We start from the raw sequence: 25,444 nt of genomic DNA, 5'->3' as shown, positions 1-25,444 counted from the left end.
GCACGCGGTCCGGGATGGACTGGACGGACCGGCGGAGGAGGGGTTTCATGCGGGTTGCGGTGATCGGGCTGGGCGGGACGATCGCGATGACCGGGCCACCGGAGGGCGGGGCCATACCGGCGTTGTCCGCCGAGCAGCTGGTCGCGGCGATTCCCGGGCTCAGCGGGCTCGGACTGGACATCGTCATCGAGAGCCGGCTGCAGTTGCCCGGGGCATCGCTGTCCATCGCGGATGTCGTCGGCACGCTCGAGGCGATCGAGCAACACCTGGACGCCGGGGCCGAAGGGGTCGTCGTCATGCAGGGCACCGACACCATCGAGGAGACCTCGTACCTGTTGGATCTGCTGCACCGGCGGCCGGAGCCGATCGTCGTCACCGGCGCGATGCGCAACCCGTCGCTGGCGGGCGCGGACGGGCCGGGCAACCTGCTCGCGGCGCTCGTCACCGCGGCCAGCCCGGAGGCGCGCGAGCTGGGCTGCCTGGTCGTCATGTCGGACGAGATCCATGCCGCGAGCCGGGTACGCAAGGCGCACAGCTCCAGCGTGTCCGCCTTCACGTCGCCGACCGGAGGACCGCTGGGTTACGTGACCGAGCGGCGGGCGTACCTCATGAACAAACCACCGCGACGGCTCACCCTGCCGGCGCCGGCACGCGAACCGCGGGTCGGGATCTATCACGCCTCGCTCGGTGACGACGGCGATCTGCTGGCGGCGTTCGCCGAGCGGCTGGACGGGCTGGTGGTCGCGGCGTTCGGCGTGGGTCACGTGGCGGAGAGCTGGGTGCCGCATCTGGAGGCGGCGGCGCGGCGGATCCCGGTGGTGCTCGCGTCGCGGACGGGCGCCGGGTCGACCGCGGTCAGCACGTACGCGTTCCCGGGCTCGGAGAGTGACCTGATCGGGCGGCGCCTGATCCCGGCCGGGCACCTGGATCCGTTCAAGTCCCGCCTCCTGCTCCACGTCGCCCTGGCCTCCGGCGTCGCCCGCGAGGAACTGGACAACATCTTCGCGCTGATGGGTTGAACCCGGCCGTCAGGACAGGCGGTGGGCACCCTCGCCGCCGAAGATGAGTTGTCCGCCGACCGTGGGGATCACCTCGCGACCGGCGCCGATCCAGCCGCCGGTCTGATAGTCGGCCAGCTTGTCGCTGACGTAGAGCAGACCGAACCGGCGGGCCGCCAGCGCCGTCGCGTCCGCCTCGGCGACCTGCCCGGCGATCCGGCGCAGCGCGTCCACGTCGGCCTCGTCCGGGTGCGTGACCACCAGGGCGGCGTCCGGTTCGAGTGCCTCGCACGCCCGCTCGAACGCCTCGACCAGGGCGTTCTCGTCGAAGTCGCGGAAGAACGTGAGCACCAGCATGGTCTCGTGGAGGTAGGCGCGGCAGGTCATGCCGGCCCAGCGGCACATCGGCGGGTCGATGTCGGTCGCGCCCGCGGCTGCCAGCAGTTCCTCGAGAGGCCGGCCGGACCTCAGGTAGAACGCGGCGGCCAGATGCTTGTCGGTCAACGCTGCTTGTCCTTGTCACGATCGGGTGCCTGGAGCGGCACCGGTACGGGCTCGACGGTCGGGCCCGCCACCTCGACGCCCATCGCCTCCAGCGCCGCCCGTACGTCTCGGGTCACGCCCTTGGTGAACTTGAACCGCACCTTCGGGGCCGCGGCACCCACCGGGCTCTGCTGCGCGGCCCGGAGCATCTCCTCGGCCTGCACCCGGAGCCCCTGATGGCCCTCCTTGCCGGTCCACGCGTTGCTCTCGGTGGTGAACGGCTCGGTCGACTTCACGTCGGTCCAGGTGCGGCCGCCGTCCGACACCACGTCCACCTCGACCGCGTCCGGCCGCCCGTCCAGCGGGAACTTCCGGCTCACCCCGGTCAGCCCGGAAGCCTCGCGAGCCTCGGCGAACTCGTCCCGGATGCCATCGGAATTCGACCGTTTGCTGGTCACCTGTTCGGGTGACGCCTCGACCCGGCCGTCCAGCATCCGGTTGAGCCCCTCGATCTCCGCCTCGAGCGCCTTGATCCGCTCGGCCATGCCGGGGATCTCCGGGTGCGCCTCGCGGAACGCGACCATCTCGTCGAGCAACGCCTGGGCCCGCGCCTTGAGCTCGGGCACCTGGTCGAGGGCGTCGCCGCGCGGCGGTTCGGGTACCGGGTTCTTCGCCTCCCAGTCCTTGATCAGGCGTTCCTCGATCGGGCCCTTCTTGGCGAACCCGTCGAGGATCCGTTCCAGCTTGGCCGCGTCGCCCTTGAGCGCCCCGAACATGCCGTCGAACTGCTCGATCGCCCGCGGGTCGGACAGCCCGGCGCGGATCGCCTCCAGCTTCGCCGTCAGCCCGGCCGGCGCGACCTTGCTCGGGTTGGCCCGCGGCTCGGGGCGGGCGGCCGGCCCGTCCACCACCTTCGGCTTCGCGCGCAGGAAGTTCTTCGCCGAGACCAGCGTGGCGCCGAAGAACACCAGGCCCATGCCGAGGCGCTCGTTCGCCTCGAAGCGGTCCATCTCGGCACCGAACGCGCGCTGCCCGACCACTCCCTCGACGATGAACGGGATGCCGGTCAGGTCGGCGACGCCCAGCCCGACCAGGCCCAGGCCGCGCCAGAACCCGGCGTCCTGGCCCGGGTTGTCGGCGTAGAACTCCTGGAACCGGTTGTAGATGTTCAGCCCGACGCCGGCCACCACCATGATCGCCAGGGTGACGATCGCGGCGACCTCGGCAGCGGCGATGAAGAAGCCGACCACCGCACCGACCGCCCAGCCGACCAGCAGCCCGACGCCGACCATGATCAGTCCCTCGAGGATGCCGAGGAGCAGCCCGCCGAGCCAGTCGCCGAACGTGTCGGCGAACCACTTCTTCGCGCTGTCGTGCAGGTCGGAGACCCAGCCGGTGATCGACGACCAGATGCCGCGCTGGATCGGGGTGCTCGCGGCCTGGCCCTTCAGCCCGGCGTACTTGGCGTCCACCCGGCCGGGCACCGTGGCGAGTTCGGCGCGCGCCCTGGCCAGCAGCGAGTCCTCACCGGCCAGGCCGTCGTCGACCAGCCGCGCGAAGCCGCGCAGCGCCTTGTCGTGCACGGTCCGCAGCCCGGAGCGGAATTCCTCGGCGCCGCGCGCGAGCGTGGCCTCGGCGTCGGTCTCGGCCAAACCTCGGGTCATGCTCTCGGTGATCGCGGCCATCGCCTGGACCGCGCTGTCCGCCCCTGCCTGCGCGGCTGCGGCGAATCGCGCTCCGCTTGCTTCGATTTCGGTACGCCGTTCCGCGGCGTGGCCGGCCGACCCTTCCTCGCCGTCCAGCAGGTCGGCCTCGGCCACCGCGGTCGCCTTCTCCCTGGTCAGAGACGCGGTTGCGTGCTCGCCCACGGTCCGCAGGGCCTGTGTTGCCTCCGCCGCGGTCTGGTCGACCCTGGCCAGGGCGGTCTGCACGAACGCGGCGATGGACTGCTCCGACGCGGGGCGCGACTCCTCCACCTTGGTCAGGAAGTCGCGCAGCATCGGGTCGTAGTTGGTCGCGACGTGGTGGGCGGCCTCCTGCCGGACCATCGAGGCAAGCTTCGCGCCGGTCTGGCGGACCTGGTCGGCGGCCCGGTCGGCGATCCTGCTCGCCGCCTTGACCTGCGCCTCGGCGGACGGCGGCTCCCCCGAACCACCCACGCCGCGGCCCTCGGCCAGGATCGCCGCGGCGCGCTCCTCGCTACCCGCGATCGCGCGTGCGGCCTCGGTCTCGGCGGCGCCCAGTGCCTGCGCCTTGAGCCCGTCGACGTGCGCGATCGCGTCCGTCCGGGCCTTGTCGTGCGCGGCGGCCAGGCGCTGCCGGTGGGCGTCGGCCGCGGTGATGATCGCGGTCCGTTCCCGGGCTGCGGCCTCGGCGACGGCGGCCAAGCCGGCGGCGACGCTCGCACCGACCGCCTGGATCTGCTCGTCGAAGGCGGCGGCCAGCTCAGCCCCGACGTCAGTGGTGGCCGTCGGAGCCTCGATCGACGGCGGCGCCGGCGCATCCTGCACGGTGACCGATATTTCAGGAGTTTTCGGTTGGACCATCGGTGTGTCACGCACCGTCGACCCTGGCAGCGGCGCGCCCTCTGGGACCCTCGGCTCTTGCCGCGGTACCGGCGGGAGGACCTGATCGTCCGGCTTCTCGCCCGCTGTCTCCCCCATCGGCATCGTTGTCGGCGCGGTGATCGGAGTCGCGTCGGCCGTCGACGCCGCCGCCGCGTCGGCCGCCACGCCGGTCTCGGCCGCGTAGGCCTCCCGCTCCAACGGATCCGTCGGCGACGACACGGCGGCGTCCCGGTGCTGCCGGCCGTCCACCCGGCCCTCGTCGTGCTGGACGACGTGGATCAGCTCGTGGCTCAGCTTGCGGTCGCCGTCCGGGGTGCCCGGCGCGTACTGACCGGACCGGAAGTAGACGTGGCTGCCGACCGTGAACGCATCCGCACCCACCGACCGTGCGGCCGCGTCGTCGGCGGCGCCGTCGTGCACCCGTACGTGACCCAGCGGGTGATCCAGAGCCTGCTCGAAGGAGGCCCGCGGCGCGTCCGGCAACGGCGCGCCGCCACCGTCACGCAACAGCGCCAGCAGCGACTCGCTGTCGTCACCGGACTCGGCGCGGCGCAGCAGCGCCCCGACGGCCCTGTTCCCGGCGGTGAGCAGCCCCGGCGTGGCGGGCTGGGTGTGCCGCGGCGTGTCCTCGACCGGCGACCGCTGAGGCGGCGCGTGCTCGGCGTCGGGTGCCGCGCCTCTCTCCATGCCCACCACGCTAGGGGTGGTGTCAACGCTCTCCCGAGGCCTGTCCTTCGGCCGATTCGTCGTCCTTCTTCTGCTCGATGGCCGCCTGCGCGCCGGGCGTCTCCTCGACCTGCGGCTCGTCCACCCACAGCGCCCTGAGCTGGGCCTGCATGAAGGACATCAGCCGGGCCCGGTACTCCCGGTCGAACGTCTCCAGCGCCTCGATCTGCTGCTGGAGGGCCTCCCGCTTGGCGCTCAGGCCGCCGACGAAGTCGTCGTACCGTTGCTGCGCCCGCGCGCCGAGCTGCTGGGCCTCACCGCGCGCGTCGCTGGTGATCGCCGTGGCCTTGGTGCGCGCCTCCTGCACGATCTTGTCGGCCTGCCGGCGGGCCTCGTCCACCGCCTTCTGCGCGTCCCGGTTGGCCTGGTCGGTCGCCGTACGCGAGTCGGCCATCGCCTTCTCGGCGTCCCGGCGCGCCTTGTCGGCGTGCTCCTGCGCCTCCCGGCCGGCCTTGTCCGCGGCCTGCTGAGCCGCCTCGCGGATCTTGGCGGCGTCCCGGTTCGCGTCCGCCACGTGCTGTTCGGCGGTGCGCTGCGCCATGGTCAGCACCTGCAGCGCCTGGTTGGGTTTCACTCCCGCCGAGACCACCGGGTGTTCGGAGGTCTTGCCGTCCGCGGACACCGCGGCCAGAAGCCGCTTCACGCGTTCGTCGATCAGGTTCTCACTCACCGCTTTGTCTCCCGAGGGTCGGCCCGTCCCCTGTCACAACGACGCCGCGGTCGGTTGGTTCCCAGATCCTTTCAGCCGCTCCTCGGCCGCTCCTCGGCCGCTCCTCGGCCGCTCCTCGGCCGCTCCACTGTGTCGGGTATCCGGTTACCCGTGGGTACATCGTTTCCGGTATCGACAACTCATCTGCCAGTGGAGTAACGTCCAGTTCCAGGACCGGCGCCTTCCCCCGTGGGCGCCGGTCCTTTTACGTGCCGCTCGCCCTTGTTCCGCTGGGCGGATGGTGCGGATGCGGTGGTACGGCGCAGCTATTAGGTTCAGGCCAAGAGATCGACGGCTCTGGATCTGGATGGTTGCCATGGACCCGTTCAAGATCGTTACCGACCCGGTGGGCGACTCCGTCGCCCTCTCCGCGATCTTCGCGGTGCTGCCTCTGCTCACCCTGTTCGTCCTGCTCGGAGCCCTACGGGTCCGGGCCTGGCTGGCCGGGGTCATCTCGCTGGCAGTCGCCCTGATCGTGGCGATCGCGGTGTACGCCATGCCGGTCGGCACCGCCCTGCTCTCGGCCACCGAGGGCGCCGCGTTCGGGTTCTTCCCGATCCTGTGGATCGTCGTCAACGCCATCTGGGTCTACAACCTGACCGTGGTCAGCGGCCACTTCGACGTGCTGCGCCGCTCCATGGAACGGGTCAGCCCCGACATGCGCATCCAGGCCGTCATCGTCGCCTTCTGCTTCGGCGCGCTGCTGGAGGCACTGGCCGGCTTCGGCACGCCCGTCGCGGTCACCGTCGTCATGCTGATGGCGCTCGGCTTCCCGCCCCTGCGGGCCGCGGCGGTGGCGCTGATCGCCAACACGGCGCCCGTTGCCTTCGGCGCCCTCGCCACCCCGATCACCACGCTGGGCACGGTCGCCGCCGGCGCCGGCGACGACCCGCGGCTCAACGCCGACACGCTCGGCGCGATGGTCGGCCGGCAGACCCCGCTGCTCGCGGTGGTGGTCCCGCTGGTGCTGGTGCTGGTCATCGACGGCAGACGAGGCGTACGCCAGACCTGGCCGGCCGCCCTCGTCGCCGGGGTGGTCTTCGCCCTGGGCCAGTTCGTCGCCTCGAACTACATCTCGGTCCCGCTCACCGACATCATCGCGTCACTGGCCGCGGCCGCGGCGGTGATCCTGCTCCTGCGGGTGTGGCGCCCGGTCGAGTCGCCTGATCTCAAGGAGCCGCCGTCTTCGGCCGCGCCTTCCCCGGCCGGCGTCTCCTCGACGCCCTCCGCGCCTTCCTCGCCGCCCTCCGCGCCTTCCTCGCCGCCCTCCGCGCCTTCCTCGCCGCCCTCCGCGCCTTCCTCGCCGCCCTCCGCGCTCTCCTCGCCGTCCTCCGCGCCCTCCTCGGCGCCATCCGCGCCATCCACCTCGCCCTCGTCGGGGTCGGCTGTGGGCACGGTGACTCAGCGAGATGCTCCCGTCGAGGTCGCGCGCGCTTACGCTCCGTACCTCATCATCATCGTGATTTTCTCGATCATCAGCATCGGGCCGATCAAGGCGGCGCTCGCGAAGGCCCCGTGGACCGTGAGCTTCCCCTGGCCCGGGCTGGACGTCCTCAACGCCGCCGGCAAACCGCTGTCCTCGACCACGTTCGCGTTCGGCTGGCTGCCCGCCGCCGGGACCCTGATGATCCTGGCCGGCCTCATCACCGCCGTCGTCCTGCGGGTCCGCCCTCGCGAGGCGGTCCGCGCCTACGGCCGCACCTACGTGGAGCTCCGCCACGCGATCGTCACCGTGATGGCCGTCCTGGCCCTGGCCTACGTCCTCAACCAGTCCGGCCAGACCAACACGCTCGGCGAGTTCCTGGCGCAGACCGGCGGCCTGTTCGTCTTCCTGTCCTCGATCCTCGGCTGGATCGGCGTGGCCGTAACGGGTTCCGACACCTCGGCCAACGCGCTGTTCGGCGCCCTGCAGGTGCAGACGGCTGCCAAGGCAGGCTTGGATCCGGTCCTGCTGGCCGCGGCCAACTCCTCAGGCGGCGTCCTCGGCAAGATGATCAGCCCGCAGAACCTGGCGATCGCCGCCTCAGCGGTGGGCATGGCCGGCCGAGAGGGCGACATCTTCCGCCGCGTGGTCGGCTGGAGCCTGCTGCTCCTGCTGGTCATGTGCATCCTGGTGACGCTCCAGGGCACCCCGGTCCTGAGCTGGATGGTCCCCTGACTCAGAGGAGTAGACACCTTCCCTCAGCCTCAGGAGAGTTCCTTCGTTCACCATCCGCATGCAGGCGTCACCGATCCGCTCGATCGGTGGAACAGCCTCGACGAACTCCTCGAAAGAGAACCGGACGTCGTCAGCCGTGAAGCAGTCGGCTCCCTCTTCGCTCCGATGTACTGATCGAGGTGTTTGTGCTTGACGACAACGAGGTGTGACGCTCGCGTGATAAGTTCGGCGCCGCTGTGCAAGTGTGCGCGAACTGAGGAGGTGAGACCGATCAACGCTATGACAGGTCGGGACTCCCTTCCCCGCATCGCTTAGGGAGTGCCCGCGGCAGGCACCTCGAAAGGCTTCTTGCTATGCGCTTTCTTTCCGAGACGGCGGTCGACGGCGTCTCTGAACGGCTCCTTGCCCTGGGTGACATTCCCGGCGTGCTCTGGACACCTTCTGACGCGACGGGGGCTCGGCCGCTTGTCCTGATGGGACACGGTGGTGGGCGGCACAAGTTGGACCCGGACATCGCCGAACCGGCCCGGCGGCTCGTCCGGGAGTGCGGCTTCGCCGTGGTGGCGGTTGACGTGCCCGGGCACGGTGGGCGGCCGGTGGACGAACGGTATGACCGCATCGCCACTGAGAATCAGGTGCGCGTCGCCGCGGGGGCGGAACCGGCGCCGCTGATGGCCCGGTTCCAGGCGCTTGTGGCCGAGCAGACCGTGCCGGAGTGGCGGGCGGTCCTCGACGCGGTGCAGCGGCTCGATCATGTCGGGGCGGGACCTGTCGGCTACTGGGGCATTTCGCTGGGCTGTGGGCTCGGGGTTCCGTTCGTTGCGGCGGAGCCCCGGGTGCGGGCGGCTGTGCTGGGGCACGGCGGGGGCTACGCGTCGGGTGAAGCGGCCGGGCGGATCGGTGTGCCGGTGCGGTTTCTGGTGCAGTGGGACGACGAGCGGGTGCCGCGGGACGCGAGCCTCGGGTTGTTCGACGCGCTGGGGTCGGTCGACAAGTCGCTGCATGCCAACCCGGGCGGGCACGGCGAGGTGCCGGCCGTCGAGTGGGACGACACTGTGCGGTTCTTCGACCGGCATCTGACGACCGTCTGAGCCGTTGCGCGAACACGTCGGCCCCACGGGGGACCACCCGGGACAACCCGGCGGTGGGGCACGGACGGTGACCTACGACGGCCCGGCGGGTGTGTCACGCCGGGTCTTACGTCGGCGTACGCATAGACGGTTTTGATCTTTTCGCACGTCGGAGTGGGCGGGATCGGGGCATCTATGGCTATCGTTGGGCGCGAAGCATCTTTCATGTTCTACGGGGGTCGGGGTCATGTCGGCAGCTCAGCGGTTTGCGGCCATCACGTCGTCCGCGGCGCCCAGTGGGCAGCGGGTGCTGTTCGAGCGGGCCATCGTGCTCGGCGGGAGTGTCGCGGGGCTGATGGCGGCGCGGGTGCTCAGCGACCACGCCCGCGAGGTGCTGATCGTCGAGCGGGACGATCTCGCGGCGCTGGATGTGCCCGACGAGGAGATCGCGAAGGATCCGGTGGGCGCCGTCGGGCCGCGGCCCGGTGTGCCGCAGGGCAGCCAGGTGCACGCGCTGCTGCCGTCGGGGCAGATTCAGCTGGAGCGCTGGTTCCCGGGATTCGTGGACGCGGCGCTGGCGGCCGGCGCGGTCAACCCGCCGCCGACCGCGGGACGGTTCTACATCGACGGTGAGCTGCGGCAGGACCCGCCGTTCGGGCAGGACATGCAGGGGTTGATCTCCAGCCGGCCGTTCCTCGAGGCGCTGCTGCGGCACCGCGTGCTGGCCCTGCCGAACGTGCGCAGCCTGCACGGCCGGGTCGACGGACTGACCATCACGGACGGTGCGGTGACCGGCGTGCGCTACGTGCCGGCCGGCGCCGACGAGGCGGTCGAGGAGCCGGCGGACTTCGTCGCCGACGGCACTGGTCGCTCCAGCCGGCTCGGTGATTGGGTCGAGGGGTACGGGTTCCCGCGCCCGCCGATGCAGCGGATGGGCATCAAGCTCAACTACGCCACCGCGTTCTACCGCCGCCCGGCCGACGCCGAGGTGTGGACGACGATCTCGATCGACAACCCGGGGCCGGGCAAGGTGGCGCGGATCGCCGGGTTCACACCGGTCGAGGGCGACCGCTGGACGATGCTGGTCGCCGGCTACAACGACGACCGTCCCAGCCGAGACCCGGCGGACTACGAGCGGCGCTGCACCGACGACTTCCCGTCCGAGTTCGGCCACGTCGCCACCACCGCCGAGCGGACCAGCGACGTCATCACCTACCACCAGGCCGACAGCCGCCGCCGCGACTACCACCGGCTGGATCGCTTCCCGGCCCGGCTGATCGCCGCGGGTGACGCCGTGGCCTCGTTCAACCCGGTCTACGGCCAGGGCATGACGTCGGCGATGCTGCACGCGAGTTGCCTGTCGGAATACCTGCGCGGCAACCCCGACCTGTCGAAGCCGGCCCTGTCCTACTTCGCCGACGTCCGGGTCGTCGTGGACGCCGCCTGGCAGGTGTCCACCCTGTCCGACCTGGCGCTGCCGCACGTGGACGGGCCTTATCCGCGCGGCTACAAGTTCATCCAGTGGGCCAGCGGGCTGGTGTTCAAGGCCTCCATGCGCGACAACGAGATCAACGGAATTGTCGCCCGGGTGACGACGATGCTCGCTCATCCGAGTGAGTTGTCGCGGCCGGGGGTTGTGTTCCGGGCGCTGGCGGCCAGCACTCGCGGCTGACTAGTCGTCGTCATTGCTCTTGCCGGGCTTGTCCTCGCCGGGCTTGTCCTCGCTGGACTTGCCCTCGCCGGACTTGCCCTCGCCGGACTTGCCGGTGCCGGACTTGCCCTCGCCGGACTTGCCGGTGCCAGACTTGCCCTTGCCAGAGCCGCCGTTGTCGTCGGACTGCTCGCCGTCGCCGTCGCCGCCCTTGCCCTTGTTGCCGCTGCCCGTTCCGCCGGAGGTCTTGGTCGGGGTCGGGTTGGTGGCGGACCTCGGCGAAGGGCCGCGGCCCGTGCCGCCGTCGTCACCGGCCTCGCGGGCCGCGCCGCCACCCGATGACCGGTCGGGCGATCCGTTCGGCTTGGGCGCGGTCGCTGCCACGTCGGCGCGAGCCGGCTCCGGCTTGACCGGCGTGGTGGGAGCAGCCTCCGGCTTGGCGGGGGCGGCCGGCGTGACCTCGGCCGGTGGCGTGTACCAGAGCGGTGACGGCCCATCGGCCCGCGGGCTCCCGCTGGCCGCCGTCATGATGCTCCAGCCACCGGCGGCGACCGCCCCGGCGGCGAGCACCGCGGCGATGGCCATCCCGAGCACCGCCCGCGCTGCGCGCCCGCGGCGGCGTCGATCGCCCGACCTCAGCGGCCCGGTGTCGAGCACGACCGGCCGGTTACGCACATCGGGCCCCACCGGCCGGTCGCGCGCCTCGGGCGCCGGGCGCTCCCGCGCATCGGGCGCTACCGGGCGGTCCCGCGCATCGGGCGCTACCGGGCGGTCCCGCGCATCGGGCACCGGGCGCTCCCGCGCATCGGGGCCCCGCCGGTTCCGCGCATCAGGCCCCACCGGCCGGTCGCGCGCATCGGGCGCTACCGGGCGGTCCCGAGAATCGGGGCCCCGCCGGTTCCGCGCATCGGGCGTGGCCATCCGGACATTCTCCACACTCCGATCTTCAACCTTCTGCGTCCGCGGCGCCATTGTCCGTTGGTCCTAGTACCTCGGCCTGCCGCTGCGCCCACAGCGCCGCCTGGGTCCGGTCGGTGACCCCGAGCTGCTGAAAGATGCTGGTCAGATGGGCCTTGACGGTCCGCTCGCTGATGCCGAGCCGGCGGGCGATCAACTTGTTCGGAAGGCCCTCGCCGACCAGCAGCAGCACCTCGCGCTCACGGCTGGTCAACGTCAGTGCCGTACGCGGCGCACGGCGACTGGTGAGCAACACCCGGGCGGCCTTCGGGTCGAGCGGCGACCCACCGGCCACCACCTCCCGGATGCCGGACAGGATGGTCTCCGGCTCGGCGTGCTTGAGCAGGTAGCCCTCGGCGCCGGCCTGCAGCGCGTCGAGGATCCGCTGCTGGTCGCTGAACGAGGTCAGCACGAGCACGTGGGCGTCCGGGTTGGCGGTCACGATCACGCCGATCGCCTTGACCCCGTCCATCTTCGGCATGGACAGGTCCATCAGCACCACGTCGGGGTTGAGCGACGCCGCCAGGGTGATGGCGTCCTCGCCGTTCGAGGCCTCACCGGCCAGCCGCAGGTCATCGGTCGTCTCCAGGAGCTGCGCCAACCCCCGCCGGACGACGGCGTGATCGTCGACGATCAGCACCCGGATCATGGACCGGCACCTCCGCTTCCACCCTGGTCCCGGCCGCCGCGGCAGACCGGATGACCAGTCTGCCCTGCGCGCCGGAGATCAGGTCGCTCAACGCACGCAACCCGAAATGTCCACCCTCGGCCCGTTCGGCGAAGAGGTCGCCGTCGAACCCTCGTCCGTCATCATCTATCACGAGACGAACCATTCCTCCTTCTTCGGTGACCTTGATGTCGACCTGCGAAGCCCCGCTGTGCGCGGTGACGTTTCGCAGGGCCTCCTGTGTGGTGCGGAAGAGCAGGCCGGCCGTGACCGGCGTGAGGTGCTCGGTGTCCGTGACATCGAGGGAGACCCGCACGCCCGCGCGCTCCAGCCCGGCCGCGAGCTCGGCCAGCGCCGAGGAGAGGCCCTCCTCGTCGAGGTTCGGCGGATAGATGTCGACCAGCAGCGACCGCAACTGGCCGATGCCCGTACGCAGATCGGTCGCCGCCTGGCTGATCACCTCGGCCCGCTGGGTCTCGTCCGGTTTGCCGAGCCGGGCCGCGTCCAGCGCGTAGGTGATGCCGGTGAGCTGCTGCACCACCCCGTCGTGCAGCTCGCCCGCGATCCGCCGGCGCTCGGCGTCGGACGCGTCGACCGCATGCCGCAGCAGCCGTTCCCGCTCGCCGCGCTGGCGTTGCACCCGCCGGGCCAGCGACCAGGCCAGCGGGATCTGCACGAGCTGCAGCGCGAGCAGCGCACCCAGTGCGATCGGCGCGAACTTGTGCCACGCCGCCTGACCGGCCTGGTCCACCGCGTCGTACCGGAAGTAGACCTCGAACAGCAGGTGCTCGCCGGTCACCGCTCGGACGCCGACGTAGACCTCGAGCAGCTTGCCGTAGCGGGCCTCGAACCTGTTCTCCGGCCGGGACAGGTCGCTCACCTCGGAGTCGCTGCGCAGCTCCCGCAGGGCCTCGAGCTCCTCCTCCTCGAGCTCCCACCGGGTGCCGTCGAGCCCGGGCTGGTCGGAGTAGATGACCCGGCCGGACTCGTCCCAGAGCTTCACCCGGACCAGCGAGCCGGCCAGCACGTACTGCCGCATGGCCCGGTCGAACGCCGCCCGGGCGGCCGGGTCGCCGTCGATCAGCGCCTCGTCGAGCCGGGGCTCCACCACACCCTTGGCGGTCACGAACGCGACCTCGCTCGCCGACTCGGTGGCCTGCTCGACGCCGGCCTGCCGGGCGGCCACAGCGAGCAGCGCCGCCAGCCCGGCCAGCACGGCCACGCCGACCGCGGTGAACCGGGCGACCAGCCCGACGGTTGAGGTCATGGGGAAAAGCGTAGGCAGCGGGACGCCGTTCCGCGTCGGACCACGGTCATAGGACCAAAGTGCAATAGCGGATGCGACCCCTCCCGGACGACAGTTCTCGGCATGCCAGCACCGCTCGCCGTCACCGTCGCCAGGCCCGCCGTCCGGGCCGAGGCGTCGTCGCTGGCGGCCGGGGCCGGGCTCAACGTCCTCCAGGTGGGTGTCACGCTGGCCCGCCCCTGGCCGCTGGCGTTCGCCGTCGATCACGTGATCGGCGCCGAGCATCCGCGACTGCTCTTCCTCGCGCTGGCCGCGCTCGCCACGGTCGCCCTGAGCGGGGTGGCCGGCCTGCTGGACATGGCCGGGGTGATGGCGGTGGAGCGGGCGGCCGAGCGGATCGGCGCCCGGATGCGGACGCAGGTCTTCGACCACGCGGTGGCCCGCTCGCTGCGCTGGCACGACCGGCTGCGCAGCGGCGAGCTCGTCTCCCGGCTCACCACCGACGTCGGGCGGATCCTGGACGCCGTCGTGGCGCTGGTCGAGACCCTCGTGCCCGACCTGATCATGCTGGTCGCCGTCCTCGTCATCCTGGTGCTCTTCGACCCGGGCCTCGCCCTGGTGGGGCTCGCGGTGCTGCCGGTGCTCGCGGTGCTCGCGGTGCGGCAACGGCGCAAGGTGCGGGCCAACCAGGCGGAGGCCCGGGCACAGTCCGGCAAGCTGGCGGCGACAACCACCGACCTTCTGCGCAACGTACGCGCGGTGCAGGCGTTCGGCCGCACCGACCGTGCATCCCGCTCGTTCAACGCCCGCAACCGTGCCCTGCTCGACGCCGAGCTGCGCGCCATCGGCACCGCCGCGAGATGGACGCCGCTGGCCGACGTGGTGCTCGCCGTCGGCGCCGGCCTGGTGCTGCTGGTCGGCGGCCGGGAGGTGCTGGCCGGCCGGTTGAGCACCGGCGGGCTGCTGGTGGTCATCGCCTACCTGCGGCACCTCTACTCGCCGGTGCGTGCCCTGACCCGGCTGTCCACCACGCTGGCGAAAGCCGGTGCGAGCGCGGCTCGGGTGGCCGAGGTGCTGGACAGCACGGACGCCGTACCCGAAACTCCCGGCGCCGGGCCCGCTCCCCTGCTCCGCCACGGGGTGCGCTTCGAGCGCGTGGGCTTCGGCTACGACCGGGAACGGCCCGTGCTGCACGACTTCGACCTGCGGGTGGGCGCCGGTGAGACGGTCGCGCTGATCGGGCCTAGTGGCGCCGGCAAGAGCACGGTACTGCACCTGCTGCTTCGCCTCTACGACGTCGAGGCCGGCGCCGTGCTGGTCGACGGCGTGGACGTGCGGGCCATCCGGCAGCTCAGCCTGCGCGAGCGGATCGCGTTCGTGCCGCAGGATCCGTGGTTGCTGGACGGCACCCTGGCCGAGAACATCGCGTTCGGGTCGGCCACCGCCACCCGCGCCGACGTGCTCGCCGCCGGTCGCGCCGCCCTGGTCGACGAGTTCGCACAGACGTTGCCGCTCGGCTACGACACCCCGTTGGGAGAGGCGGGGGTACGCCTGTCCGGCGGTCAACGCCGCCGGGTGGCGATCGCCCGCGCCGCCGTGTCGAACGCGCCCCTGGTCCTGCTGGACGAGCCGACCGCCTCACTGGACCCGGCGTCCGCCGCGGAGATCATGCGGTCCATCCGCTCCGCCACGGCCGAGCGAACGGTCCTGCTCGTCACCCATGATCTCGACCTGGCGGCCATCGCCGACCGGGTCGTGACCCTCCAGCAGACCTCCGTCGACTCCACCCTCGTCGCCCGGGGAGGAGGTGATCACCATGGCTGGTCGTCGCATCCAGTCGCCGCTGCAGCACCGCGGTGGACGTAAGCAGACCCGCACCCGCACCCGCACGCGGACCCGCACCCGCACGCGCGGCTGAAGAACGTTCGCGGCCCTCATTCCGGGGGTCCGCGGCGGACGGACGTAATTCCGGCGTCCGTCGGCAGTGAAGCGGAGACCCGCCCGGTTGCCTCACCGAACATCCGGGCGGGTCTCCGACCATTCGAGGAGACCCGCATGATTGACGAACTCGTGCCGGCCACGCCACTCGACGACGAGGACGGCGAGCCGATCTGGTCGTTCGCCGAGGGCGCGCCGATGCCCGGCAGCTTCCGCGCGTGGGAACGGCTGGCCGTCGGCGTGCGCTGCGAGACCTGGCTGGTCTGGTCGCCGCGGCTCTGGGGGCCGGCGGTTCTCAAGCTGCCCCGCCCGCACCAGGTGGGCAACCCGCGGGCGGCCCGGTCGCTGGCCCGCGAGGTGGCCGCGCTGGGCGACAACCCGCACCCCGTGCTGCCGCGGCTCTACGAGGACGGCATCGGCGAGGAGATCCCGTACGCGGCTCTCGAGTATGTGGACGGTCCGACGCTCGCCGACGAGATCGACGAGACCGGTCCGCTCGGGGCGGCGGATGTCGCGCTGCTCGGCATCCAGGTGCTCAGCGGGCTGCGTGCGCTGCATCAGCACGGGGTCGCGCACGTCGACGTGAAGCCGGAGAACATCGTGCTCCGCGACGGCCGCCCGATCCTCATCGACTTCGGCTCGGCACGTCAGATCGGCGCCAAGCAGCCGGCGGGCCGCCCGGTGGGCACGCAGGGTTACGCGCCGCCGGAGATGGAGGCGTGCGAGCCGATCACACCCCGGATGGATGTGTACGCCTTGGGCGTGACGTTGCGCGAGGCGCTGACCGGCTCCCGGACCGCCGCCCTGCCGCCGACGCTCGACGGGATGGCCGACGTGATCTCCCGCCTGTGCGAGACGGACCCGTCCAGCCGCCCGACCACCGAGGGGGCGCTGGCGTTGCTCGGTGCCACTCTCGACGAGGACGAACGTCCCTGGCCGGGCTGGGTGCGGCCCTACTCCGGCCGATGATCACCATGTTGGAGCACTTCACCCCCGAGGTGCACGAGGCGCTCGCGTCGTCCGGCGACTGGGCCACCTGGCTGGCGCACGACGAGGTCCGGCCCGCGCACCTGGTGCTCGCCCTGGCGGCGGACTGGGCGTCGCCGTTCCCCGCGCTGGTCACGGCGGTCCGGCAGGCGTACCCGCAGCTGACGCCGCCCGGCGACAGGCCGCTGACGTTCAGCCGCGAGCTGCGCGCCGCGATGGCCGAGCTGGCCGGCTTCCACGCCGGCGCCACGGTCCAGGCGACGCAGCTGCTCGACCGCCTCCGCGACGACCCGGTGACCGCCGCGGCCCTCACCCGCGCCGGAATGGTCCTGCCCGAGCCGGCTCCGGCCCCCACCCCACGCCCGGCGACGCACATCTCCCCCAGGCGCCGCTGGCAGTGACAGTCGCCCGGCGCCGCCAGCAGTGACAATCGCCCGGCGCCGCCAGCAGTGACAATCGTCCGGTCACAACAGGTGGTGTCAGCTCGAAAGACCACGCCCGGCGGATTTCACCATCGGGCCCCTAGCTCCATGTCAGCGCACGGCGACGCGCGTCCGGGTAGGAACGGCTCAGGCGGCGATGGCGAAGCAGATGAACGCCAGCACCGCGGCGGATGAGCGGAAGACGTCGATGCGCTCCCAGCGGCGGACGGTTGCGCGCCAGTCCGCGGGTGGGTTGTCGGCGTGCCAGTCGATGACCTTCATGTTGATCGGGACGGTGCCGAGGAACGAGAAGAGCAGGAACGCGGCCAGCAGCGCCGCACCGGCCCAGCGGACGGTGGTCGCGTCGGTGATCAGGACGGCGGCCGCGGCGATGACCGTCGGCAGCATGAGCATCGGGACGGCGATCCGCAGCGTGCGCACCAGCGCCACCCGGGCCTCGACGTGCGCCCGGTCGCCCAGGGTGCGCAGGGCCGGCTGTACGCCCCAGCGGACGATCAGTTCCTCGCCCGCCAGGAGGCCGGCGAGCACCACACTCAGCACTTGCAGCACGGCCATCGTCGGCTCCTCTGCCTAAAAAGTTCAGTCACAGTAAGTTTACTGTAGCAGCACTATGCTGAGGTCGTGGCTGGTGACGACGGTGTGGGGTTGCGGGAGCGCAAGAAGCGGCTGATGCGCTCGCAGCTGTCTTCGACGGCGACCGGGATGTTCCTGGAGCGGGGCTTCGACGCGGTCCGGGTGGCCGAGGTCGCGGCGGCCTGCGGGGTGTCGGAGAAGACGGTCTTCAACTACTTCCCGGTCAAGGAAGCGCTGCTGCTGGACCGTTTCGAGGACACGCTGACCGCGATGCGGGCGGCGCTGGCCGACCCGGACATGTCACCGGTCGAAGCGGCCCTGCAGGTGCTGGCCGGGGAGCTCAACGGCCTGATCGCCTGGATCGGCACGCAGGACGACCCGGCGACTGCGGTCACGGAGCTGCGGCGGTTCCGTGAGCTCAGCACGAGCACGGCGAGCCTGCGCGGCTACCGGCACGAGATGGTCGACCGGCTCACCACCGCCGTAACGGAGAGCTTCGCCGAGCGCGCCGGTCTGCGGCCGGACGCTCCCGAGCCGCAGATCGCCGCGATCGCCCTGGTCGGCCTCTGGCACGTGCACGCCGCCAGCCTGAACCGGCACCTTCCCACCGTGCACAATCCGGCCCGGCTGCGGAAGACGGTGTCGGCCGACGCCCGCCGCGCCGCCGACGCCATCGCCCCGGCGCTGGCCCGGTTCACCCGATGACGGTCCCGGACTACACCGCGACGTTGCCGCGGAAACGGATGGGCGCCGGTGTGCTGCTGACCCACCCGGACGGGCGGGTGCTGCTGGTCGAGCCGACCTACAAGGATCACTGGGAGGTGCCGGGCGGCACGCCGGATCAGCGCGGCGACGCGAGCTCGCGCGGCCGGCGCCACGGCCGATCTGGAGGACGGCCGCCCTACTTCCCGGTGAACGCCTCCGCGACCGCGGCCATGTCGCTGTCGCCGTGGCCGGCCTCCGCCGTACGCGTGTAGAGCCGCAGCACCGTGTCGAGCAGTTCGGGCGGGAAGCCGGTCTCGGCCGCCGCCTCCACCATCAGCCCGACGTCCTTGACCACGCCGTCCACCGCGAACGACGTCGTGTAGTCGCCGGCCAGGATCGCCTTGCCTTTGAGCTGGGCGTACGGGGCGCCGGTCGGGCCGCCGTCGATCGCTGCGAGGAACAGTTCCGGGTCGATGCCGAGCGCGCGGGAGAACTGCACCGACTGGCCGATGCCGGCCATCAGCAGCGCCACCCACGCGTTGCACACCAGCTTGAGCCGGGTCGCCGTGCCGACCGTGGTGCCGGCGACAAGGGTGCGCGACCCGATCGCCTCGAACACCGGCGTGGCCCGCTCGATCATGGCGGGGTCGCCCGAGGCCAGGATGACCAGCATGCCGTCCTCGGCGGGCTTCTTCGTCCCGAGCACCGGCGCGTCGACGATCGCGGTCACCCCGTCGGCGACCTCGTCGATGCCGGCGAGGCCGACCGTGGCGGCCTGGATCCACACCGCGTCCGGCCCCAGCGCCTCGACGATCGCCGGCTTGGCCGCCAGCGTCGCGGCGGCGTCGAAGAGCACCGACAGGACGGCATCGGCGCCGGTGACCGCCTCGCCCACCGTGTTCGCGGCGACGGCGCCGTCGGCCTCCAGCAGCGCGGCCTTCGACGGCGTCCGGTTCCACACCGTCACCTCGTGCCCCGCCCGCAGCAACGAATGCACCATGCCGGCGCCCATCACGCCCGCACCCAGAACCGCAACCCGCATCGACGACCGCCTTCGTGAAAAGGCCAAGCCTAATCGCTCAGTGCGGCACCAGCGCCACGAACACCGTCTCCGGGGCGGCGTACTTCTCCTCGAACCGCGACCGCACCTCCACCGCCTCGTCATCGCCGTCCACCAGCACGGACACCCGGAACGACCGGTCCGGCGCGTGATGCAGCACCGCCCGCAGCCCGTCCCCGCCGGCCCGGGCGATGTGCGCCACCACCTCGGGGTCGGCCAGGTAGTAGCGCTCCCCGACCAGCAGGAACCGGGGCGTGTAGCTGGCGTCGGCGATGGTGACCCGGGTACGCCAGTAGTCGTCCACCGGCGTGCTCCGGTCCCACAGTTCCTCGAACCGTTCGGTGACGAACCCGCCCAGCGGCGAGTCCTCCGACACCTCCAGCTGCGCATGGTCCCCGGACAGCCGCCCGATCGGCAGGAACGACGCCAGCAGCCGGTCGTCCCAGCAGTACACGTGCAGCGACGGCGAGCTCGCGTACAGCCGCACCTCGAACCGTTGCCGCAGAGCCGGATCCAGCGCGCGGTGGAAGACGTCCAGCGTCTGCAGGTTCCGCCGCGACTGGGAGGCGACGTCGCCACGGCCGGCCAGTTCGGCGGTGCGCTGGGCGGCGGCCACCGAGTCCGGGTGCATGAGCAGGATCCGGGCGGTGCCGCCGCGCCGCAGCAGGTCGGTGGCCGCGGCGAGGAACCGCTGGTCGTGCGGGGGCAGCAGCAGCCGGGAGAAGGTGTGCAGGATCCGGATGCTCATGGTGGCCGTCTTGACCCGCCCGATGTACCACCCGAAGTCGAGGTGCCGATGCTCACGGACGCGGCCACGCTCGGCCCGCCTGATGATCGGGGTCAACGCGAAGATCACCACGAGCGTGCCGACGAATTCAGAGCCGAGATTCAGAGCCAGATTCGATCCGTACGCGTCGCCGCCGCGCGCCAGCCACAGCAGGAAGACCGACACCGCCCCGAAGACGACGACCACCGGCAATGTCCGCGACCGTGCCGCCTGCCCCAGCCAGACGCGCAGCATCCTCATGGATGCAGCGTAGGTCCACAGTGCCTGCTTCCTCTGGGCTCAGTTTCCGGCCGACTCATATCTGCGGAGGCCGCGCTTGAAGACGGTCAGCGCGACCGCCGCGCAGTACACCGCGACCAGCGGCGTGAGCAGGCCGATCCAGCGGTTCGAGCCCTCGTCGAGCAGGTACGCGACCGGGAAGAAGCTGACGAACGCGAACGGCAGCACGATGCCCAGCCCGGCCTTCAACGCCGCCGGGTAGATCGACAGCGGGAACCGGGCGAGGTCGCCGACCTGGTGCACCGCGAACGCGAAAATGGGGCTGGGGCTGGACAGCCAGAACGACACGCTGTTGGTGGCCAGGTTGATCGAGAGCTTGATGACGATCGCGCTGATCAGCAGCAGCACACCCACCGCGACCCGCCACGGCGACCAGGCGATCTCGCTGTGCGCGATCGCGGCGCCGATCATCGCGCCGCCGACCACGATGTTGCTCAGGCCGTTGATGCCGATCAGAGCGCTGGACGACTGCAGCACCACCGGGTACGGCCGGACCAGGAAGTAGTCCAGCTCGCCCATGTTGATCTGCCAGGCCAGCCGCCACATGCCCTCGAAGAACAGCGACCCGACCCCCTCGGCCAGCGCCACCGCCCCGAACATCATCACCACGGCCCAGAACGTCCAACCGTTCAGTGACGGAACCTTGGCGAACAGGGCGGCGAGGAAGACGATGTTGACCACCTGCATGAGGACGGTCGCCGCGGCCAGGATCCAGAAGTCCGCCTCGTACTCCAGCAGGGCGCGCAGGTGTGCGCCGAGCAGCCGGCAATAGATCCGCACGTCAGCCCCCGTTGACCGTGAGTTGCCGCACGGCCGCCCGCCACAGCAGCCGCGCCCCGAACCACAGCACGATCACCCAGCCGAGCTCCACCGCGACAAGCATCATGCCGTCACCGAACCCGACCCGGCCGATGTAGATCAGCGCCGGCGTCGACGTGAGACCGGCGAACGGCGACCACTGCGCGATCGTGCCCAGCCATCCCGGCAGATAGGCGAGCGGGATCAGCGCGCCGGACAGCAGGCTCATCACGGCGATCCGCGCCCACTGCACCCCCATGTAGCTCTGCGTCCAGAAACACGCGAGCGTGCCCACATAGACGATCAAAAACTTGAGGGGTACGACCAGAAGCATGCTGATCGCGAACAGTGCCAGCGCCGGTCCCGCCGGGACGGTCAGCCCGCCCAGCAGCGCGGCGGCGCTCGTGACCACGATCAGGATGAGCACCACCTCCAGCCACAGGCCGCCGAGCGCCTCCGCGAACCGTGACCGCTGATAGTCGACCGGCTTGACCAGATCGAGGGCGACCAGCCCGCTCTGGATCCGGAACGCCATCCGGAAGTCGCTGTTGGTCGACACCAGCGCACCGCACGCGAACGTCACCAGCAGGTAGGCCTGCATCTGTGGCCAGGTGAACCCCTGCACCGGCGAGTCGGCGAGCAGCACCTGCCACACCGCCAGCAGGGCGACCAGTTGCATCAGCGTCGCGACGATCCCGAGCAGCACGTTCACCCGGTATTCGAGGATGCCCAGGGCGACGCCGCGGGCCTGTGCCGTGTAGGCGCCCATCACGCGGACTTCGCGTCGAACAGGATCTCGCCGGAGTAGACGCGGCGGATCACGTCCTCGATGCTCGGCTCGTCCACCCGGAAGTCGACCAGGGTGGCGAGGCCGGCCAGCGCGGTGACGGCATGACCGGCAGTGAGAACGAACCGGTCGAAGCGTACGGAAATCTGGTTGGGGGTCTCGCCCTCGGTGATCACCGCGCCGGGCAGCGCGAGCCGCACCGCCTCGACCGGGACGGGTTGCTCGGTCTCGACGTGCAGGATCCGCTCGCGGGCGTACTGGTCCTTCACCGCGCCGAGGTCACCGTCGAAGATGATGCGGCCCTCGTCGATGATCACCAGCCGGCGGCAGAAGCCTTCGATGTCGGCCAGGTCGTGGCTGGTCAGCATGACCGTGGTGCCCTCGTCGCGCAGCGTACGGAAGAACTCTCTGACCTTGTCCTTGACCTGAAGATCCAGACCGATGGTCGGCTCGTCGAGGTAGACCACCCGCGGCCCGTGCAACATCGCGGCGGCCAGGTCGGCCCGCATGCGCTGGCCGAGGGACAGTTTGCGGCCCAGCGTGGGCAGGATCTCACCGAGGTCGAGCACCTCGTCGAAGCGTGCCAGGCGTTTGCGGTAGGTGGCCGCGTCGAGGCCGTAGATGTCGCGCAGCACCGCGAACGACTCGCGGACCGGCAGGTCCCACCACAACTGGGTGCGCTGCCCGAAGAGGACACCGATGCGGTGCGCGATCGCGGTCCGGTCGTGCTGCGGGTGCAGGCCGTCGATGCGCACCTCGCCGGTGGTGGGCACCAGGATGCCGCTGAGCAGCTTCACCGTGGTCGACTTGCCGGCGCCGTTCGGCCCCACGTACGCGACCGCCTCGCCCGCCTCGATGGACAGATCGATGTGGTCGACCGCCACCTTGTCGGTGAACCGCCGCCGGACCAGGTGCTTCAGCGACCCGGCGAGTCCCGGATCCTTCTCCGGCCGTCGGAACACCTTGGTGAGATCACGCGCTTCGACGATCGGGGGCATGCCGGGACCATACGGTTTTCGATGCCTTTCAGAAACCGGATAACGACGGCCGGGCATCCTCGCGGCCCCACAGCACGATGCCCGGGAAGAGCTCCCGGAAGTCACGCCGCTCGTCCGCGTCCACCTGAAGCTCGACCTCGACGTCCCGGTCCAGTTCCAGCGTGTCCGCCGCCTCCGAACTGAGCCGCAGGACCAGCCGCCGATCCTCCAGCGCCACCGACTCCAGCCCGCCGTAGTAGGTCAGCCCCTCGGCCGTGGTCAGGCAGTAGCTGTCCCAGCCCATCCGCACATCGTCGTGGTCCGGCTCGTCCGCCGACCGCATCACGATGAACGCGAACCCGGTGCCGTTCCCGTTGCCCGCGAAGCCGGCCTCGAGCACGTCCAGTTCCTCGTCCCGGACAGCACTCATCACCCGCGCGATCAACCGTGTCGTCATCGGTCGTGGCCTCCCGTGTGAGCAAAACCCGATTCCACCGTGGACGGTGTGCCGCCTAGGATCGTCGCACATGACGGTAACGTTTTTCCTGCGTACGGCGCTGGCCGGAGCGGTCGCCACAGCCCTGGCCGTGACGGCGGCGCCGACCTCGGCCGAGGCCGCCCGCAACCACCGCCCCGACCGGCCCACCGGCCTGACCACCAGCCCCGCCACCGACTGCGCGGCCACCCCGCCATCGTTCGCCCCCGACGGCGACGTGAGCCTCCACGCCGACGGCACCACCAAGATCGGCAAGCCGGTCGAGATCGTGATCGCCAAGGGCGCCGGCGGAGTGGTCCCGACGGGCTATCGCTACAGCCTCAACCGTTCGGAACACCGCGCCGCGACGGCCGACACTGAGGGCCGGGCCACGATCACGGTGACTCCGCAGCGGTTCCTCAACACCCTGGAGGTGTACGGCCTGTCCCCGGCCGGAAACATCGGCGACAGCACCACCATCACCTTCAACTCCGACGCCGGCGACCTGGCCGACGAGGGTGACCTCACCGGCGACGGGCACACCGACCTGGCGGTCGTCGGCGGCGCCAACGGCCTTTCGTCCGGGCTGTGGCTGGCCGCCGGCAACGGTTCCGGCGGGCTCGGTGCGAACGCCGTGAACCTCACGCCCGCGGGCATCGGGGCGGGCGGGGGTCCCGCCGAGGTCGACGGCGCTCAGGTCGTCACCGGCCGCTTCACCGGGGGAACCTTCCAGGACGTGCTGATCTACTACCCGGCCGGGGACCGCGCGGGCATGGCCGCCATCCTGCGCGGCAACGGCGACGGTTCCCCGATCCGCGCCGACATCAGCGGGAACGCCGTCTATCTGCCGGCCGGCCTGCTCTCCGACAACCGGGGCAACGACCCGGTCCAGCTGGTCCGTGCCGCGCACACCGCCGACAACGTGCTCCCCGATCTGATCGGCATCGCGGGCAACCGCCTCACCTACATCGCGAACTCCGGCTTCACCGGCGGCTACCTGTCCCGGCCGCTGCCCCAGCAGACCACTCCCACCGGCGACCTGGCCTGGAACACCTGGACCCTGGCCGGCACGGCCACCGCCGACGGCCGGGCAACCCTGTTCCTCTGGCAGAAGACCACCGGTCAGCTGTACGCGTGGCGAGACGTCACGTTCGACCCGGCCACGAAGACGATCTCCTACACCGAGCAGCACCTGAGCGACTCCTGGTACCCCGCTCAGTCCATCACCCCGTCCGCCGCCGACATCAACGGCGACGACGTGGCCGACCTGTGGGCCGTCGGTCCCACGGCCACCGCCACCCCGTGGACGGTCACGCCTTCCGGCACGATCACGGCCGGCCCGGCCCAGCCGATCACCCCCGCGCCGTAAGGGGCGGTCCCCTCCCGTATACGCATCTGTCGCCGGACGGCTAGCCGGATGCCACGGGAGGGGACCAGGGTGGGCTCATACCCAGCCGACGCAACCTCCTGATCAGTGGTGCGGTCAGCCCATGGCGGTGCGCCTCGTTCAAGGCGCAGCGCAACAGCGCGGTGACCGGTGAATTTCCTCAGTACCGCACGGCTCGCCGCTGGAAAAGCGGGCGACGCGGGTGGGCTGGTACTGCCCGCGTGAGGACACCACGGCCCGGCGCATCAAGGGCGCCTGGCTGCGACGCGTTCAGTCAGCACCGTCTCCATGTCGGCGGGTCGAGGGTCGTCGTGATGAGACTCGCGGTGTTCGACGAGGCCTCGGCAACTCGAACCGTTTCGGCGATAGCCAGGTTGACCGATTGGCCACAGGGGGCCCACGTCGGCCGCTCGGGCGCGGTGCTGGTACTCCAATAGTTGCTGAGTGGGCCGGCGACCTGTTTGGCGTCCTTCACGGTCCAGGCGAAACCAGTGAACCACATGCTTGTCCCGAGTCTGACGGTTCCGCCCGCGTCGAGTTCCACCCACATGCGGTTTTCCACCGAGGGAATCGTGTAGGTCCAGTCAGCCGTCGTCGCCATGTTCACGACGACAACACAGGTCCGGTAGTCGCCACCGGAGACCACGAAGTTCCCATATCTCACCGCAACCGCCCCGGTGGGCAGCACGTTCGCCCCGACGGGCGGGGCCGAGCCGCGCGGGCAGCCGCTGCCGTTCGCGCTCAGCAGCTTGACGGTGAGGTCGGGTCGCCCCTCCGCCTTGCCTGCAGCCGTCGAGGCGGACGGCACGAGCAGGGAGACTCCGACGACCATGGCCATCATGATCCTCGATCCAGGCATGAGAACCCCTTCGTTTCCGAGTCCGGCGGACGACGGCCGTCGTCCGCCGGACTGGCAAATGGCCGGACGGTCTACAGTCAGCAATTCCCATCACATGTTCCGTCGCCCAACACAGGGATGGCGGATTGGCATGAGCTGCCACCGGCGGGCCACCTGC

The 25,444-nt window shown here is 71.2% G+C and carries 24 protein-coding genes; 10 read left to right on the top strand and 14 right to left on the bottom strand.

The features are described from left to right. Nucleotides 1-47 precede the first annotated feature (47 nt). The gene (locus QSK31_RS19265) at nucleotides 48-1,019 is read left to right on the top strand and encodes an asparaginase (protein WP_285685543.1); all 972 of its coding nucleotides are present in this window, start codon (nucleotides 48-50) and stop codon (nucleotides 1,017-1,019) included. A gap of 9 nt (nucleotides 1,020-1,028) precedes the next feature. On the opposite strand, the gene QSK31_RS19260 is transcribed toward QSK31_RS19265, so the two are convergent. Genes QSK31_RS19260 through QSK31_RS19250 form a run of 3 tightly spaced genes read right to left on the bottom strand, consistent with a single transcriptional unit; the run spans nucleotide 1,029 to nucleotide 5,444 of the window. After that, nucleotides 1,029-1,502, bottom strand: coding sequence for a hypothetical protein (locus QSK31_RS19260; protein ID WP_285685542.1), 474 nt, complete (start codon nucleotides 1,500-1,502; stop codon nucleotides 1,029-1,031). Next, nucleotides 1,499-4,735, bottom strand: coding sequence for an eCIS core domain-containing protein (locus QSK31_RS19255; RefSeq protein ID WP_285685541.1), 3,237 nt, complete (start codon nucleotides 4,733-4,735; stop codon nucleotides 1,499-1,501). Before QSK31_RS19255 ends, QSK31_RS19260 begins: the two co-directional genes overlap by 4 nt. Before the next feature lie 22 nt (nucleotides 4,736-4,757). Continuing rightward, complete coding sequence (locus tag QSK31_RS19250) at nucleotides 4,758-5,444, bottom strand: hypothetical protein (protein ID WP_285685540.1); 687 nt, start codon at nucleotides 5,442-5,444, stop codon at nucleotides 4,758-4,760. A 346-nt stretch (nucleotides 5,445-5,790) separates the two neighbouring features. Here QSK31_RS19250 and QSK31_RS19245 point away from each other — a divergent pair, with 346 nt between their 5' ends. The 3 genes from QSK31_RS19245 to QSK31_RS19235 all read left to right on the top strand — a co-directional run bounded on the left by QSK31_RS19245 (nucleotide 5,791) and on the right by QSK31_RS19235 (nucleotide 10,383). Then, on the top strand, nucleotides 5,791-7,641 hold the full coding sequence (locus tag QSK31_RS19245; RefSeq protein ID WP_285685539.1) for an L-lactate permease: 1,851 nt from the start codon (nucleotides 5,791-5,793) through the stop codon (nucleotides 7,639-7,641). A gap of 353 nt (nucleotides 7,642-7,994) precedes the next feature. Then, nucleotides 7,995-8,732, top strand: coding sequence for a dienelactone hydrolase family protein (locus tag QSK31_RS19240; RefSeq protein ID WP_285685538.1), 738 nt, complete (start codon nucleotides 7,995-7,997; stop codon nucleotides 8,730-8,732). A 226-nt stretch (nucleotides 8,733-8,958) separates the two neighbouring features. Next, entirely contained in the window at nucleotides 8,959-10,383 is a 1,425-nt protein-coding gene (locus QSK31_RS19235) for an FAD-dependent oxidoreductase (RefSeq protein WP_285685536.1), read from the top strand. On the opposite strand, the gene QSK31_RS19230 is transcribed toward QSK31_RS19235, so the two are convergent. From QSK31_RS19230 to QSK31_RS19220, 3 genes are all read right to left on the bottom strand, one after another. Beyond that, complete coding sequence (locus tag QSK31_RS19230) at nucleotides 10,384-11,151, bottom strand: hypothetical protein (RefSeq protein ID WP_285685533.1); 768 nt, start codon at nucleotides 11,149-11,151, stop codon at nucleotides 10,384-10,386. Between the two features lie 157 nt (nucleotides 11,152-11,308). Next, nucleotides 11,309-11,968, bottom strand: coding sequence for a response regulator (locus tag QSK31_RS19225; RefSeq protein WP_285685532.1), 660 nt, complete (start codon nucleotides 11,966-11,968; stop codon nucleotides 11,309-11,311). Next, nucleotides 11,892-13,253, bottom strand: coding sequence for a sensor histidine kinase (locus QSK31_RS19220; RefSeq protein ID WP_285685531.1), 1,362 nt, complete (start codon nucleotides 13,251-13,253; stop codon nucleotides 11,892-11,894). Before QSK31_RS19220 ends, QSK31_RS19225 begins: the two co-directional genes overlap by 77 nt. Nucleotides 13,254-13,355: 102 nt before the next feature. On the opposite strand from QSK31_RS19220, the gene QSK31_RS19215 reads away from it, so the two are divergent. The 3 genes from QSK31_RS19215 (at nucleotide 13,356) to QSK31_RS19205 (ending at nucleotide 16,558) form a co-directional block, all read left to right on the top strand. Further along, nucleotides 13,356-15,098: an ABC transporter ATP-binding protein gene (locus QSK31_RS19215; protein ID WP_285685530.1), complete on the top strand. Its 1,743-nt coding sequence runs from the start codon at nucleotides 13,356-13,358 to the stop codon at nucleotides 15,096-15,098. Nucleotides 15,099-15,287: 189 nt separating this feature from the next. Beyond that, nucleotides 15,288-16,139, top strand: coding sequence for a serine/threonine-protein kinase (locus QSK31_RS19210; protein WP_285685528.1), 852 nt, complete (start codon nucleotides 15,288-15,290; stop codon nucleotides 16,137-16,139). Further along, complete coding sequence (locus tag QSK31_RS19205; protein WP_285685526.1) at nucleotides 16,136-16,558, top strand: hypothetical protein; 423 nt, start codon at nucleotides 16,136-16,138, stop codon at nucleotides 16,556-16,558. The genes QSK31_RS19210 and QSK31_RS19205 overlap by 4 nt, the downstream gene beginning before the upstream one ends. A 168-nt stretch (nucleotides 16,559-16,726) precedes the next feature. On the opposite strand, the gene QSK31_RS19200 is transcribed toward QSK31_RS19205, so the two are convergent. Beyond that, nucleotides 16,727-17,155, bottom strand: coding sequence for an anthrone oxygenase family protein (locus tag QSK31_RS19200; RefSeq protein WP_285685524.1), 429 nt, complete (start codon nucleotides 17,153-17,155; stop codon nucleotides 16,727-16,729). A gap of 66 nt (nucleotides 17,156-17,221) precedes the next feature. Here QSK31_RS19200 and QSK31_RS19195 point away from each other — a divergent pair, with 66 nt between their 5' ends. Then, entirely contained in the window at nucleotides 17,222-17,878 is a 657-nt protein-coding gene (locus QSK31_RS19195) for a TetR family transcriptional regulator (RefSeq protein WP_285685523.1), read from the top strand. Then, on the top strand, nucleotides 17,875-18,150 hold the full coding sequence (locus QSK31_RS48830) for an NUDIX hydrolase (protein WP_352244455.1): 276 nt from the start codon (nucleotides 17,875-17,877) through the stop codon (nucleotides 18,148-18,150). Before QSK31_RS19195 ends, QSK31_RS48830 begins: the two co-directional genes overlap by 4 nt. Here QSK31_RS48830 and QSK31_RS19185 read toward each other — a convergent pair. The 6 genes from QSK31_RS19185 to QSK31_RS19160 are packed head-to-tail and all read right to left on the bottom strand — an operon-like array spanning nucleotide 18,075 to nucleotide 23,023. After that, the gene (locus tag QSK31_RS19185) at nucleotides 18,075-18,920 is read right to left on the bottom strand and encodes an NAD(P)-dependent oxidoreductase (protein ID WP_285685522.1); all 846 of its coding nucleotides are present in this window, start codon (nucleotides 18,918-18,920) and stop codon (nucleotides 18,075-18,077) included. The two genes, QSK31_RS48830 and QSK31_RS19185, sit on opposite strands and share 76 nt — an antisense overlap. Nucleotides 18,921-18,957: 37 nt before the next feature. Next, entirely contained in the window at nucleotides 18,958-19,965 is a 1,008-nt protein-coding gene (locus QSK31_RS19180) for a hypothetical protein (protein WP_285685521.1), read from the bottom strand. Nucleotides 19,966-20,004: 39 nt separating this feature from the next. After that, a complete protein-coding gene (locus QSK31_RS19175) occupies nucleotides 20,005-20,784 on the bottom strand; it encodes an ABC transporter permease (protein WP_285685520.1) in 780 nt (259 codons plus the stop codon). A 1-nt stretch (nucleotide 20,785) separates the two neighbouring features. After that, a complete protein-coding gene (locus QSK31_RS19170) occupies nucleotides 20,786-21,571 on the bottom strand; it encodes an ABC transporter permease (RefSeq protein WP_285685519.1) in 786 nt (261 codons plus the stop codon). Continuing rightward, entirely contained in the window at nucleotides 21,571-22,587 is a 1,017-nt protein-coding gene (locus tag QSK31_RS19165; RefSeq protein WP_285685518.1) for an ABC transporter ATP-binding protein, read from the bottom strand. The genes QSK31_RS19170 and QSK31_RS19165 overlap by 1 nt, the downstream gene beginning before the upstream one ends. A gap of 28 nt (nucleotides 22,588-22,615) precedes the next feature. Then, on the bottom strand, nucleotides 22,616-23,023 hold the full coding sequence (locus QSK31_RS19160) for an Imm10 family immunity protein (RefSeq protein WP_285685517.1): 408 nt from the start codon (nucleotides 23,021-23,023) through the stop codon (nucleotides 22,616-22,618). A 70-nt stretch (nucleotides 23,024-23,093) separates the two neighbouring features. On the opposite strand from QSK31_RS19160, the gene QSK31_RS19155 reads away from it, so the two are divergent. Further along, the gene (locus QSK31_RS19155; RefSeq protein ID WP_285685516.1) at nucleotides 23,094-24,410 is read left to right on the top strand and encodes a hypothetical protein; all 1,317 of its coding nucleotides are present in this window, start codon (nucleotides 23,094-23,096) and stop codon (nucleotides 24,408-24,410) included. Nucleotides 24,411-24,702: 292 nt separating this feature from the next. Here the strand turns inward: QSK31_RS19155 and QSK31_RS19150 are convergent, their stop codons facing one another. Then, entirely contained in the window at nucleotides 24,703-25,260 is a 558-nt protein-coding gene (locus QSK31_RS19150; protein WP_285685514.1) for a DUF4360 domain-containing protein, read from the bottom strand. Between the last annotated feature and the right edge of the window lie 184 nt (nucleotides 25,261-25,444).

Source organism: Actinoplanes sp. NBRC 103695 (assembly GCF_030269485.1).
In the GTDB taxonomy this organism is placed as follows: Bacteria; Actinomycetota; Actinomycetes; order Mycobacteriales; family Micromonosporaceae; genus Actinoplanes.
Note: the sequence above shows the minus strand (reverse complement) of the source record. Positions and strands in the feature narration are given on the sequence as shown.

Excerpts from the sequence above, each read along its gene's own strand:
- QSK31_RS19215 (WP_285685530.1), top strand. The coding sequence starts at position 13,356 with ATGCCAGCACCGCTCGCCGTCACCGTCGCCAGGCCCGCCGTCCGGGCC.
- QSK31_RS19180 (WP_285685521.1), bottom strand. The coding sequence starts at position 19,965 with ATGAGGATGCTGCGCGTCTGGCTGGGGCAGGCGGCACGGTCGCGGACA.
- QSK31_RS19235 (WP_285685536.1), top strand. The coding sequence starts at position 8,959 with ATGTCGGCAGCTCAGCGGTTTGCGGCCATCACGTCGTCCGCGGCGCCC.
- QSK31_RS19240 (WP_285685538.1), top strand. The coding sequence starts at position 7,995 with ATGCGCTTTCTTTCCGAGACGGCGGTCGACGGCGTCTCTGAACGGCTC.
- QSK31_RS19150 (WP_285685514.1), bottom strand. The coding sequence starts at position 25,260 with ATGGTCGTCGGAGTCTCCCTGCTCGTGCCGTCCGCCTCGACGGCTGCA.
- QSK31_RS19245 (WP_285685539.1), top strand. The coding sequence starts at position 5,791 with ATGGTTGCCATGGACCCGTTCAAGATCGTTACCGACCCGGTGGGCGAC.
- QSK31_RS19205 (WP_285685526.1), top strand. The coding sequence starts at position 16,136 with ATGATCACCATGTTGGAGCACTTCACCCCCGAGGTGCACGAGGCGCTC.
- QSK31_RS19185 (WP_285685522.1), bottom strand. The coding sequence starts at position 18,920 with ATGCGGGTTGCGGTTCTGGGTGCGGGCGTGATGGGCGCCGGCATGGTG.
- QSK31_RS19165 (WP_285685518.1), bottom strand. The coding sequence starts at position 22,587 with ATGCCCCCGATCGTCGAAGCGCGTGATCTCACCAAGGTGTTCCGACGG.
- QSK31_RS19155 (WP_285685516.1), top strand. The coding sequence starts at position 23,094 with ATGACGGTAACGTTTTTCCTGCGTACGGCGCTGGCCGGAGCGGTCGCC.
- QSK31_RS19225 (WP_285685532.1), bottom strand. The coding sequence starts at position 11,968 with ATGATCCGGGTGCTGATCGTCGACGATCACGCCGTCGTCCGGCGGGGG.
- QSK31_RS19160 (WP_285685517.1), bottom strand. The coding sequence starts at position 23,023 with ATGACGACACGGTTGATCGCGCGGGTGATGAGTGCTGTCCGGGACGAG.
- QSK31_RS19210 (WP_285685528.1), top strand. The coding sequence starts at position 15,288 with ATGATTGACGAACTCGTGCCGGCCACGCCACTCGACGACGAGGACGGC.
- QSK31_RS19220 (WP_285685531.1), bottom strand. The coding sequence starts at position 13,253 with ATGACCTCAACCGTCGGGCTGGTCGCCCGGTTCACCGCGGTCGGCGTG.
- QSK31_RS48830 (WP_352244455.1), top strand. The coding sequence starts at position 17,875 with ATGACGGTCCCGGACTACACCGCGACGTTGCCGCGGAAACGGATGGGC.
- QSK31_RS19255 (WP_285685541.1), bottom strand. The coding sequence starts at position 4,735 with ATGGAGAGAGGCGCGGCACCCGACGCCGAGCACGCGCCGCCTCAGCGG.
- QSK31_RS19170 (WP_285685519.1), bottom strand. The coding sequence starts at position 21,571 with ATGGGCGCCTACACGGCACAGGCCCGCGGCGTCGCCCTGGGCATCCTC.
- QSK31_RS19200 (WP_285685524.1), bottom strand. The coding sequence starts at position 17,155 with ATGGCCGTGCTGCAAGTGCTGAGTGTGGTGCTCGCCGGCCTCCTGGCG.
- QSK31_RS19265 (WP_285685543.1), top strand. The coding sequence starts at position 48 with ATGCGGGTTGCGGTGATCGGGCTGGGCGGGACGATCGCGATGACCGGG.